This window comes from Agromyces sp. GXS1127 (assembly GCF_050565425.1).
Taxonomy (GTDB): Bacteria; Actinomycetota; Actinomycetes; order Actinomycetales; family Microbacteriaceae; genus Agromyces.
Map to the genome: position 1 here is coordinate 1 of NZ_JBOCIG010000011.1, position 12,189 is coordinate 12,189.

Consider the following 12,189-nt stretch of genomic DNA (forward strand, 5'->3'; position numbering starts at 1 on the left):
GAACCCGGAAGCTAAGACTCGCAGCGCCGATGGTACTGCAGGGGCGACCCTGTGGGAGAGTAGGACACCGCCGGACAACCATTCCAGAAGAGCCGCCCAGAGATGGGCGGCTCTTCTGCGTTCACCGGCCGTGTCGCGCACGGCGAGAGTGCAAGCGATTTCGTCACCCGATCGGGGCGCATCGACCCTGCGGCGCCCCGTCCTCATGCGGCCCTGGTCCGCGGATCCAGGCACCGAGTGTAAGCGCTTGCATTAAGGTCCTTCCCGCTGGTACGTTCGCTCCCAATGTCAGTGGCACGTCGTCGTGCCGGAATCGGGAGTCAAGGATGACGCAACGGGCGCGTGCTCGGACATGGGTGGCATCGGGGATCACGGGCGCCGTCGCGGCATCCGTTCTCGCGGTCGTTCCCCTCGCGGCGGCGGCCGAGGAGGGCGACACGTTCGCGCTCGTCGGTTCGCTGCAGAGCGAACTCGGCTGTTCGGAGGACTGGCAGCCGGCCTGCGAGGCGACGCACCTGCTGCCGACCGACACCCCGGACCTGTACGCCGCCGAGTTCACGGTTCCCGCGGGCTCGTACGAGTACAAGGTGGCCGCGAACGACACGTGGGACGCGAGCTGGGGCCTGAACGGCGGCGGCGACAACATCCCGCTGACCGTCGCGGGCGACACCGACGTGCGCGTCGTGTTCGACGACGCCCAGAAGCGCGTCGGCCTCGAGCTGCTGAGCACCGCCGGCGGCTACGACGAGCAGGCGGATGCCGCACTCGTGGCCGCACCCGTTCGTCAGCCGGGCAGCACCGAGAACTTCTACTTCGTCATGACCGACCGCTTCGCCAACGGCGACGCGTCGAACGACACCGCGGGCATCGCCGGCGACCGTCTCGACCACGGCTTCGACCCCACCGACAAGGGCTTCTACCACGGCGGCGACATCCAGGGCATCCGCGACAACCTCGACTACATCGCGGGCCTCGGCACCAGCGCGATCTGGTTCACGCCGAGCTTCAAGAACAAGCCGGTGCAGGGCGAGGGCGCGAACGCGTCGGCCGGCTACCACGGCTACTGGATCACCGACTTCACCCAGATCGACCCCCACCTCGGCACGAACGCCGAGCTCGAGGCGCTGATCGCCGAGGCGCACGCCAAGGGCATCAAGGTCTACTTCGACATCATCACCAACCACACGGCCGACGTGATCTCGTACGAGGAGGGCCAGTACTCGTACATCGACAAGGCCACCTCGCCCTACCGTGACGCGGCCGGGAACGTGTTCGACCCGAGCACGGTCGCGGGAAGCCCCGACTTCCCCGACCTCGACCCGGCGACGAGCTTCCCGTACACGCCGACGATCGCGGCCGAGGAGGCGGACGTCAAGGTCCCGGCGTGGCTCAACGACCCGACCGTCTACCACAACCGCGGCGACTCGACCTGGACCGGCGAGTCGGTCACCTTCGGCGACTTCGTCGGCCTCGACGACCTCATGACCGAGGACCCGACCGTCGTGAACGGCTTCGTGCAGGTCTACCAGGACTGGGTCGACCTCGGCATCGACGGCTTCCGCATCGACACCGCCAAGCACGTGAACTTCGAGTTCTGGGAGAAGTGGTCGACCGAGGTCCTCGACTACGCCCACGCCACCGGTAAGCCCGACTTCTTCATGTTCGGCGAGGTCTACGACGCCGACCCGGTGAAGCTCTCGCCGTACGTGCGCAAGACCGACATGAACTCGGTGCTCGACTTCACCTTCCAGTCGCAGGCCGTCTCGTTCGCCGCCGGCAACTCGGCGAAGAACCTGCAGTCGCTGTTCGCGGGTGACGACTGGTACACGACGCCGGACTCCTCGGCGACGGCGCTGCCGACCTTCCTCGGCAACCACGACATGGGCCGCATCGGCTACTTCCTCGCGAACTCCGGCGACACCGCGCTGCAGCGAGACGAGCTCGCGCACGAGCTCATGTACCTCACGCGCGGCCAGCCGGTCGTCTACTACGGCGACGAGCAGGGCTTCGCCGGCACGGGCGGCGACAAGGACGCCCGGCAGACGCTCTTCGCGAGCCAGGTCGATGAGTACGTGAACCAGCCGCTCGTCACGGGCGAGAACGCCGGCAGCGTCGACCGCTACGGCACCGACGCGCCGCTCTACACGCACATCGCGGCCCTCGCCGAGCTGCGCGAGGCGCACCCGGCGCTCGAGCAGGGCGCGCAGATCGAGCGCTACGTCGCCGACGGCGCGGGCGTGTACGCGTTCAGCCGCGTCGACCGTGACGAGAAGGTCGAGTACCTGGTCGCGGTGAACAACGCGACCGAGGCGAAGGCCGTCGACGTGCCCACGCTGACGGCGGATGGCGCGTTCGAGGTGCTGTACGGCGGTGGCGACGCCGTCACCGCGAACGGCGAGGGCGTGGCATCCGTCACCGTGCCGGCGCTCGGCGCCGTGGTGCTGAAGGCCGACCGGCAGGTGACCGCCCCCGAGGCGGCATCCGCCATCACGGTCGATATGCCCGCAGCGGGCGCCGGCGTCACCGGCATCACGCCGGTCTCGGCCGACGTCGACGACGCCACCTGGCAGGAGACGAGCTTCGCCTGGCGCGTCGCCGGCTCCGCCGACTGGACGTCGCTCGGCACCGCCGAGGACACCACGCCGCGCGTGTTCCACGACACGACCGGGCTCGCCCCGGGCACGCTCGTCGAGTACCGCGCGATCTCGACGGATGCCGCGGGGCAGCGTGCCGCGGCATCCACCTACGCCTCGATCGGCAACGCGGTGAACCTCGTCGTCGAGGAGCAGCCGGAGACCGAGATCGACCTCGTGACGATTCCCGGCAGCCACAACTCGGAGATGGGCTGCGCGGGCGACTGGGCACCCGGCTGCGAGGCGGCGAAGCTCACCGAGCGCGCCGACGGGATCTACGAGGGCACGTTCGACATCCCCGCCGGCACCTGGGAGTACAAGGTCGCGATCAACGGGAGCTGGGACCTCAACTACGGCGCGAACGGCGCCGAGGGCGGCGCGAACGTGACGTACACGACCGCCGGCGGCCCCGTCACCTTCTACTGGGACCCGCGCACCAAGGTGTTCTCGTCGACCGCCGAAGGTCCGATCGTGACCCTTCCGGGCAACCTGCAGTCCGAGCTCGGATGCCCCGGCGACTGGCAGCCCGACTGCATGGCGACGTTCGCCCAGGACGGCGACAAGGACGGCGTGTACGAGTTCTCGACCGACGGCCTGCCGGCCGGCGCGTACGAGGTGAAGGTCGCGCACGGCCGTTCGTGGGATGAGAACTACGGCGCCGACGGCGTCCGCAACGGCGGCAACATCTCGTTCGTCGTCGCGAAGGACGGCGAGTTCGTCACCTTCCGGTACACGCTCGAGACCCACGTGCTCGAGGTCGTCGTCGCCGACCCGCCGCTCGCCGGCACCGGTCAGCAGCGGGCCTACTGGCTCGATGCCGAGACGCTCGCCTGGCCGGCGTCGCTCCTCGGCGGTGCGAACGCGGCCGATCTCGCGTACACGCTCGAGTTCGCGGGGACCGGCGGGCTCGGCAGCGCCGACGGCGCCGTGACCGGCGCAGACGAGTCGGTCGAGCTCGCCGTCGACACCGCCGGCATCGGCGAGGCGCTCACGGCGAAGTTCCCGCACCTCGCGAGCTACGTCGCCCTGCGTCCCGTCGGCCTGGACCGGGCTGCGGTGGCCGAGCTCGTCACCGGTGAGCTGCAGGTCGCGCAGCGGCAGGGCGACGCCCTGACCGCGATGACCGGCGTGCAGCTACCGGGCGTGCTCGACGACCTCTACGCCGAGGGCGTGGCATCCGCTGCGCTCGGTGCCTCGTTCGACGACGGCGCGCCCACCCTGACGGTGTGGGCCCCGACCGCGAAGTCGGTCTCCGCGCAGGTCTGGGACGCGGGCTCGACGGGCGACCCGCAGGTGCTGCCCGCGACGTTCGACGCGGCATCCGGTGCCTGGTCGGTGGCCGACGGCGTCGACGCCGGCGACGAGTACCGCTGGCTCGTCGAGGTCTACGCAACCTCGACCGGGCAGGTCGAGCTGAACTCGGTGACCGACCCGTACTCGGTCGCGCTCACCGTGAACTCGGCACGCACCGTCGTCGTCGACCTGGACGACGAGTCGCTCGCGCCCGAGCTGTGGGCCGAGACGCCCGCACCCGTCGTCGACCGACAGGTCGACCGGGCGATCACCGAGCTGCACGTGCGCGACTTCTCGATCACCGATGAGACGGTGCCCGAGGCGGAGCGCGGCACCTACCGGGCCTTCACGCGCGACAGCGCGGGCACCGCGCAGCTGCGCGAGCTCGCCGCGGCCGGCATCAACACGGTGCACCTGCTGCCCACCTTCGACATCGCGACGATCGAGGAGCGCCGCGACCAGCAGGCGACCCCCGACTGCGACCTCGAGTCGTTCGGTCCGGCGTCGGCGGAGCAGCAGGCCTGCATCGAGGGGATCCGCGACCTCGACGGATTCAACTGGGGCTACGACCCGTACCACTTCCAGGCGCCCGAGGGCTCCTATGCGGTCGACCCCGAGGGCGGCGCTCGCGTCGCCGAGTTCCGCGAGATGGTCGGTGCGCTGCACGCCACGGGTCTCCAGGTCGTGCTCGACGAGGTCTACAACCACACGGCGCAGTCGGGCCAGGGGGAGAAGTCGGTGCTCGACAGGGTCGTGCCCGGGTACTACCACCGCCTGAACGCCACCGGCGGCGTCGAGACCTCGACGTGCTGCCAGAACGTCGCGACCGAGCACGCCGTCGCCGAGAAGCTCATGGTCGACTCGACCGTGCTCTGGGTCACGGAGTACAAGGTCGACGGCTTCCGGTTCGACCTGATGGGCCACCACTCGAAGGACAACCTGCTGGCGGTGCGCGCCGCGCTCGACGAGCTCACGCTCGCCGAGGACGGCGTCGACGGCTCGGCGGTGTTCCTCTACGGGGAGGGCTGGAACTTCGGCGAGGTCGCGGACAACGCCAGGTTCGTGCAGGCCACGCAGGGTCAGCTCGGCGGCACCGGCATCGCGACGTTCAACGACCGGCTGCGCGACGGCGTGCACGGCGGCAGCCCGGTCGCGGGCGACTCGAAGTACGAGCAGGGCTTCGGCACCGGCCTCGCGGGCGAGCCGAACGGCCTGCCGACGCGGTCCGCCGATCAGGTTCGGAACCTGGGCCAGCAGACCGACCTCGTGAAGATCGGCCTCGCGGGCAACCTGCGCGACTTCGAGTTCACCGGGTACGACGGCGTGGTGAAGACCGGCGCCGAGGTCGACTACAACGGCGCGCCCGCCGGGTACGCCGACGAGCCCGACGAGGTCATCAACTACGTCGATGCGCACGACAACGAGACGCTCTTCGACCTCGGGGTGCTGAAGCTCCCGCAGGAGACGTCGATGGCCGACCGGATCCGCATGAACACGCTGTCGCTCGCGACCGTGACGTTCTCGCAGAGCCCGTCGTTCTGGCACGCCGGCACCGAGCTGCTCCGCTCGAAGTCGCTCGACCGCAACAGCTACAACTCGGGCGACTGGTTCAACCGGATCGACTGGACCGGCCAGGAGTCGACCTTCGGGTCGGGCCTGCCGATGCAGGCCGACAACGAGGACCACTGGCCGGTCATGGCGGAGCTGCTGGCCGACCCGGCGCTGAAGCCGACCGCCGAGGACATCGCCGCGGCCGAGGCGTCCGCGCTCGACCTCCTGCGCGTGCGCTCGAGCGTCGACCTGCTGCAGCTGGGCTCGGCCGAGCTCATCGAGCAGAAGGTGTCGTTCCCGAACAGTGGGGCGGATGCCACGGACGGCCTCATCGTGATGCTCATCGACGACCTGGTCGGCGAGGACGTCGACCAGGCACTCGAGGGTGCGCTCGTCGTGTTCAATGCCTCGGGCGAGCCGATCACCGAGGCGATCGACGGGCTCGCCGGCCGTGACTTCACGCTCGCCAAGCCGCTGCAGACCGGTGTCGACGAGGTGGTCAAGGAGACGAAGTGGAAGGCGAAGACCGGGACGCTGACGATCCCGGCGCGCACGGCCGCCGTGCTCGTCGACGACCAGAAGGTCACGGGCCCCGGCGCCGGGAAGGGCAAGCCCCGCGCGACCTCCGGGTCGACCGCCGCCACGACGCCGGATGCCGCGGCTCCCGCCGACGGCGCCGAGCGCACCGCGGCGGCCACCGCGCCGATCGTTCGCCTCAGCGCCGGCTCGGTTCAGGCGGGCTCGACGCTCGGGGTGGCGGGCTCCGGCTTCGAGCCGGGCGAACTCGTGCAGGTCTGGCTGCACTCGACTCCGCAGCTCCTCCAGGCGCAGTCGGCCGGAGCCGACGGGACGGTCGCGTTCGACGTGGCCGTCCCCGAGGGCACCGAGCTCGAGGGGCACCACGTCCGGCTCGTCGGCGTGGCATCCGGTGTCGAGGTGGCGACCCCGCTCACTGTGGTGGGCGCGCTGGGGCTCACGGGCACGCAGGCCGTGCTCGTCGGGCTGCTCGCGCTGGCTGCCCTGGCGGCCGCGGTGATCATCACCGCACCCCGCCTGCGGCGCCCAGGGGCCGTCGTCGCTCGCGGCGACTCGGGCATCGACTGAGCTCGTTCGGGCGGAGTCGGTGTGCGCTGCTCCGCTCGAACTCCGCGGCCCGCAGCCCCGAAATCGGGACTGCGGGCCGTGCGCGGTGTCCGGCGGGTTCCCCCGCCGCCGGACACCGCCTCACACCTGCGGAGGCGGTCACGCCGGGAAGGACGCGCCGCACTCCTCGTAGCTGCCGAAGATCAGGCCGCCGAAGGTGTCGAAGAAGTGGTCGACGCCCTTGCCGTTCGACATCAGCCACTCGTTCGGGTTGCTCGCGCCGATGAGGCCGTCCTGGCCCACGGCCCCCTTGCCCATGATCGAGACGACCTCGGGCCCGCCGCCCGCGGTGTACAGCTCGAAGATGCACTCCGCCTGCTCGGACGTGATCACGCCGTTCTCGACGTCTCCCGCGAGGGCGTCCGGAATGTACAGCGTGAACCAGGCCTTCGAGTGCGAGACGCCGGCATTGCCCTGGGCCGAACGGTTGGGGATGTAGCAGTCGTGCGCGTACGCGGCCATGCCGCTGCCGAGCGTGATCGCGGCGGCCAGGCCGATGCCGGCGCCGATGTTGGTCATGGTCCTCGAGATCATGGTCACTCCACTTCGATTCGGGTTGGAACGGCCGTCGACCGTCCGCCGCATCCGAGGATGCACCCGATCGACGCTGATGGACTCAGGGTCCTCCCCGAGTTCGCCGGCCCGACACCCCCAGAATCGGGGGCATTCCTCAGCTTCCCTGGTTCATCCGATCCGACTGTTGATCAGGCGGTTTCGCCGGCGAGCACGCCGTGGCAGCGCTCGAGCCGTGCGATCCACCACGCCGTGCGGTCGCCGTCGGCGGCGTACCGGTCGAGCAGCTCGGAGTGGGGCTCGACGCGCCGGACCTCGATCGCGCCGCCGCTCGGCCGCAGCGGTTCCCCCGCGACATCCGCCGCGAGCAGCGAGGCCGTGCCGAGGCCGCAGTCGTACACGAGCACGGGAACGGCGGCGGCCAGGTGCGCCCCCATCGCGAGCCCGACGCTCGTGTCGAGCGCGCTGGAGACGACGATGGGCAGGCCGGCACGCTCGACGATGTCCAGGGCGCGACGGATGCCGCCGAGCGGCGCGGCCTTCACGACGAGGAGGTCGGCGGCGCCGGCCGCGGCGACCGCGAGCGGGTCGCCGGCGCGGCGCACGCTCTCGTCGGCCGCGATCGGGATGCCCATGTACTTCGTGCGCGTGCGGATCTCGGCGAGCTCGCCGACACTCGCGCACGGCTGCTCGACGTACTCGAGGTCGAAGGGCGCGAGCGCGTGGATCGCGTGCTCGGCCTCGTCGATGTTCCACCCGCCGTTCGCGTCGACGCGGATGCGCCCCTCGGGGCCCATCGCCGCCCGCACGGCGCGCACGCGCGCGACATCCTGCTCGAGGGGCCGGTCGGATGCCGCGACCTTGACCTTCGCGGTGCGGCACCCCGGGAACCGCTCGAGCACGGCCGGCACCTCGTCGGCGTCGACGGCGGGCACGGTCGCGTTCACCGGGATACGGTCGCGGTGCGCGGCCGGGGTCGGATTCCAGCCGAAGTCGATCGCGGCGGCGAGCCAGGTGGCGGCCTCGTCGTCGTCGTACTCCGCGAAGGGCGAGAACTCGGTCCATCCTTCCGGGCCCTCGAGCAGCAGCGCCTCGCGAACGTCGATGCCCCGGAATCGAGTGACGAGCGGGAGCGCGACGACGCGTGCGGTCGCGAGCAGGTCGTGCAGGGGCGGCAGGGCGACGGCGCTCATGCGACGAGTCTGCCACCCGGTCGGCCGGAAGTAGGCTGGACGCCATGGCAGTCGAGGTGTCGGAGCTGTTCGATCCGAGCGAGTGGACGGATGCCGCGGCATCCGTCACCGGCGGAGCCGGTTTCACCGACCTCACCTATCACCACTCGATCGACGGCCGCATCGCGCGCATCGCGTTCGACCGGCCGGAGGTGCGCAACGCGTTCCGCCCGCACTCGGTCGATGAGCTGTACCGCGCGCTCGAGGACGCCCGCACGAACCCGCGCATCGGCGTGGTGCTGCTCACCGGCAACGGGCCGAGCCCGAAGGACGGCGGCTGGGCGTTCTGCTCCGGCGGCGACCAGCGCATCCGCGGCCGTGACGGCTACCAGTACTCGGCCGCCGAGGGCGAGGTCGTCCGCGATCCCGCGGCCGCGGCATCCACCGGGCGCCTGCACATCCTCGAGGTGCAGCGGCTCATCCGGTTCATGCCGAAGGTCGTCATCGCGGTCGTGCCGGGCTGGGCGGCCGGCGGCGGCCACTCGCTGCACGTCGTCTGCGACCTCACGATCGCCAGCCGCGAGCACGGGCGGTTCAAACAGACGGATGCCGACGTCGGCAGCTTCGACGCCGGATACGGGTCGGCGTACATGGCCCGCCAGGTCGGGCAGAAGTTCGCGCGCGAGGTGTTCTTCCTCGCCGAGGAGTACTCGGCCGACCGTGCGTACGAGATGGGCGCCGTGAACCGGGTCGTGCCGCACGCCGACCTCGAGCGCGAGGCGATCGCGATGGCGCGCACGATCCTCACGAAGTCGCCGACGGCGATCCGCATGCTGAAGTTCGCGTTCAACGCGGTCGATGACGGGCTCGTCGGCCAGCAGGTGTTCGCGGGGGAGGCGACCCGGCTCGCGTACGGCACCGACGAGGCGGTCGAGGGACGCGACTCGTTCCTCGAGAAGCGCGACGCCGACTGGGGTGCGTTCCCGTGGCACTACTGAGCGGGGGGTCGGGCGACCTGCACTGGCCGGGCGGCCCCGGTGCCTCGGCGGTGCGCAACCGCATCTCCCGGTTACACGGGTCGCGATGAAACCCCTCATCCGGGTTCCGGCCGGTGATGTGCCGCGGTTGGTGGCGCAGCTGCGCGAGGCGGTGCTCCTCGATGGGCTCGCCGTGCTGCCGATCCACGGGGAGGTCGAACCGACGGATCCGATCGAGACGCTCGTCGACGACGAGGTCGCCGTGGTCGTCGAGACCAGCGGATCGACCGACCGGCCGAAGCGCGTGGCGCTCTCGGGTGCCGCGCTCCGCGCGAGCGCAGGGGCGACCTCGGCGTGGTTCGGCGGCGTGCACGGACAGTGGTTGCTCGCGCTCCCGGGGACGTACATCGCGGGGATCCAGGTGCTCGTGCGCTCGCTCGTCGCCGGCACCGAACCGGCGGTCATGCCCGCGGGCGGGTTCACGCCGGAGGCGTTCGTCGCGGCGGCCCGCACCCTCGACCCGGACCGGCCGTGGTTCACCTCGCTCGTGCCCGTGCAGCTCGCGCGCCTCGTCGAGGCGGCAGATGCCGACCGCTCGGTTCGCGCGGCGCTGGGCTCGTTCGAGGCGATCCTGCTCGGCGGCCAGGCCGCCCCGACGGGTCTCGTCGAGCGTTCCGCCGCCCTCGGCGCGTGCGTGCATCGCACCTACGGGGCCAGCGAGACCGCGGGCGGATGCGTCTACGACGGCACCCCGCTGCCCGGCGTCGACGTGCGCATCGTCGACGGCGAGGTTCAGCTGGCCGGACGGATGCTCGCCGAGGGCTACCTCGACGACCCCGAACGCACGGCGCGCGCCTTCGCCCTCGACGCCGACGGGCGTCGCTGGTACCGCACCGGCGACCTCGGCTCGATCCGCGACGACGGCCGGCTGCGCATCACCGGTCGCGCCGACGACGTGATGAACTCGGGGGGCGTCAAGGTCGTGCTCGGAGAGGTCGAGCGCGCGGTGCACGGCGTCGACGGATTCGCCGACGCCGTCGTGGTGGCGGTACCCGATGCCGAGTGGGGCGAGCGGGCCGCGGTCGTCGGCGCCGGTGCGGGCGCGCCTGCGCCGGGCGCGCTCGACGCGCTGCGTGCGGCGACGGATGCCGCGGGGCTGCCGCCCGCCGGCCGACCCGTGCGCGTCGTGGTGGTCGACGAGCTGCCGCGACTCGCCTCGGGCAAGCCCGACCGGGTCGCGGCATCCGCCCTCGCCCGAGCCGCCGTCGGCGGCGCGGCCGGCGGAGCCGGTGCATAGGCGCGCGGAATAGCATGTCGGGGTGGCACGCCCGAAGACCCAGCGCACGCAGTCAGCCGAGTCCGCTCGACCCGACCAGGCCGCCAAGCCGTCGAAGTCCCGCACGAACGGGCGCTCCGGCAACCCGGCGAAGGTCGCCGCGGGAGCCCCCCGCGCGCAGCGCGGGCCGGCGACGTTCCGCGACTGGGTGGGCGGCGCGCGCCTGCGCACCCTTCCGCTCGCGATCGCGCCGGTCGCGCTCGGCACGGGCGCCGCGGTCGTGCTGCTCGGCTACCTCGACGAGCCGTTCCATCCGTGGCGCGCGGTCCTCGCGCTCGTCGTCGCGCTCGCGCTGCAGGTCGGCGTGAACTTCGCGAACGACTACTCCGACGGCGTGCGCGGTACCGACGAGCACCGGGTCGGCCCGGCGCGGCTGGTCGGCTCGGGCGCCGCGTCACCGAAGCGGGTGCTCGCGGTCGCGCTCGCGTTCTTCGGCGTCGCGGCGGTCGCCGGCCTCGCGCTCGTCGTGATCACGCAGCAGTGGTGGCTGCTCGCGGTCGGCGCCGCCGCGATCGTCGCGGCCTGGTTCTACACGGGCGGCAGGCGGCCCTACGGGTACTTCGGTCTCGGCGAGCTGTTCGTCTTCGTGTTCTTCGGGCTCGTCGCGACGGCCGGATCGACCTACGTGCAGGCGCTCGACGTCAACCTCGAGTCGTGGACGGGCGGCGTCGGCGTCGGCCTCATCGCGTGCGCCGTGCTCATGGCGAACAACCTCCGCGACGTCGAGCAGGACCGCCTCGCGCGCAAGCGCACCCTCGCCGTACTCGTCGGCCCGCTCGTCGGACGCATCCTGTTCGCGGTCTTCATGCTCGTGCCGTTCGGCATCACCGTCGTCTGGGCGCTGCTCTACCCGCCGGCCTGGCTCGTGCTGTTCGCGCTGCTCGCCGCGATCCCGGCGTGCGTCATCGTCGGCTGGGCGCGCACGCCGCGCGAGCTCATCATCGGCCTGCAGCTCGCGAGCCTGACGGCCCTCGCCTACGGCATCGGCATGGGGCTCGCGTTCGCGTACTAGTGACGGATGCCGCGGGGCGGCGTGCGCTCGAACCGGTGACGGATGCCGCGGGGCGGCGTGCGCTCGAACCGGTGACGGATGCCGCGGGGCGGCGTGCGCTCGAACCGGTGACGGATGCCGCGGGGCGGCGTGCGCTCGAACCGGTGACGGATGCCGCGGGGCGGCGTGCGCTCGAACCGGTGACGGATGCCGCGGGGCGGCGTGCGCTCGAACCGGTGACGGATGCCGCGGGGCTGCACGTCGCCCCCTCGGCGATCGACGCCGCCGGCGCGCCTACTCGGCCCGGCGCTGCTCCGCCTCGTCGACCGCGGCGTCCTCGGCCTCGTCGTCGGCCATGACGACCGGCTGCTCGCGGTGGCGCGCGGCGTAGAGGTCCTGCGCGAGCGCCTCGCGCTGCTTGCGGAGGAAGATGAGCGACGCGCTGAACCCGAAGAGCGCGGCGACGAGCACGGCGATCCACGGCGTGACGCCCGCGACCAGGAGCACGACGAGCGGTGCGGCGAAGAGGAGCACGCGCAGCAGCGTGTAGCGGAGCCAGACGGGGAGGGCGTTCACCCGA

At 71.8% G+C, this 12,189-nt stretch carries 8 protein-coding genes and 1 rRNA gene; 5 read left to right on the top strand and 4 right to left on the bottom strand.

The annotated features are described in order from the left end of the window. Both rrf and pulA read left to right on the top strand, forming a co-directional pair. A 5S ribosomal RNA gene (gene rrf, locus ACQ393_RS16845) occupies positions 1–76 on the top strand; the annotation flags it as partial. Positions 77–326: 250 nt separating this feature from the next. After that, positions 327–6,581 (top strand): pullulanase-type alpha-1,6-glucosidase, encoded by a 6,255-nt coding sequence (gene pulA, locus ACQ393_RS16850; RefSeq protein ID WP_430648020.1) that lies wholly within the window; start codon positions 327–329, stop codon positions 6,579–6,581. 138 nt (positions 6,582–6,719) lie between these two features. Here pulA and ACQ393_RS16855 read toward each other — a convergent pair whose 3' ends face one another. After that, positions 6,720–7,154, bottom strand: a complete 435-nt coding sequence (locus tag ACQ393_RS16855) for a hypothetical protein (RefSeq protein ID WP_430648021.1) — start codon at positions 7,152–7,154, stop codon at positions 6,720–6,722. 170 nt (positions 7,155–7,324) lie between these two features. Further along, positions 7,325–8,326 carry an o-succinylbenzoate synthase gene (locus ACQ393_RS16860; RefSeq protein WP_430648022.1) on the bottom strand — a complete coding sequence of 334 codons (1,002 nt, stop codon included), beginning with the start codon at positions 8,324–8,326 and terminating at the stop codon, positions 7,325–7,327. Positions 8,327–8,370: 44 nt separating this feature from the next. On the opposite strand from ACQ393_RS16860, the gene ACQ393_RS16865 reads away from it, so the two are divergent. From ACQ393_RS16865 to ACQ393_RS16875, 3 genes are all read left to right on the top strand, one after another. After that, positions 8,371–9,303 carry a 1,4-dihydroxy-2-naphthoyl-CoA synthase gene (locus ACQ393_RS16865; RefSeq protein WP_430648023.1) on the top strand — a complete coding sequence of 311 codons (933 nt, stop codon included), beginning with the start codon at positions 8,371–8,373 and terminating at the stop codon, positions 9,301–9,303. An 85-nt stretch (positions 9,304–9,388) separates the two neighbouring features. Beyond that, on the top strand, positions 9,389–10,579 hold the full coding sequence (locus ACQ393_RS16870) for an AMP-binding protein (protein WP_430648024.1): 1,191 nt from the start codon (positions 9,389–9,391) through the stop codon (positions 10,577–10,579). Between the two features lie 22 nt (positions 10,580–10,601). After that, the gene (locus tag ACQ393_RS16875) at positions 10,602–11,630 is read left to right on the top strand and encodes a 1,4-dihydroxy-2-naphthoate polyprenyltransferase (RefSeq protein WP_430648025.1); all 1,029 of its coding nucleotides are present in this window, start codon (positions 10,602–10,604) and stop codon (positions 11,628–11,630) included. On the opposite strand, the gene ACQ393_RS16880 is transcribed toward ACQ393_RS16875, so the two are convergent. Continuing rightward, positions 11,627–11,869 (bottom strand): hypothetical protein, encoded by a 243-nt coding sequence (locus ACQ393_RS16880; protein WP_430648026.1) that lies wholly within the window; start codon positions 11,867–11,869, stop codon positions 11,627–11,629. The two genes, ACQ393_RS16875 and ACQ393_RS16880, sit on opposite strands and share 4 nt — an antisense overlap. Before the next feature lie 34 nt (positions 11,870–11,903). Beyond that, positions 11,904–12,185, bottom strand: a complete 282-nt coding sequence (locus ACQ393_RS16885) for a DUF4229 domain-containing protein (RefSeq protein ID WP_430648027.1) — start codon at positions 12,183–12,185, stop codon at positions 11,904–11,906. Between the last annotated feature and the right edge of the window lie 4 nt (positions 12,186–12,189).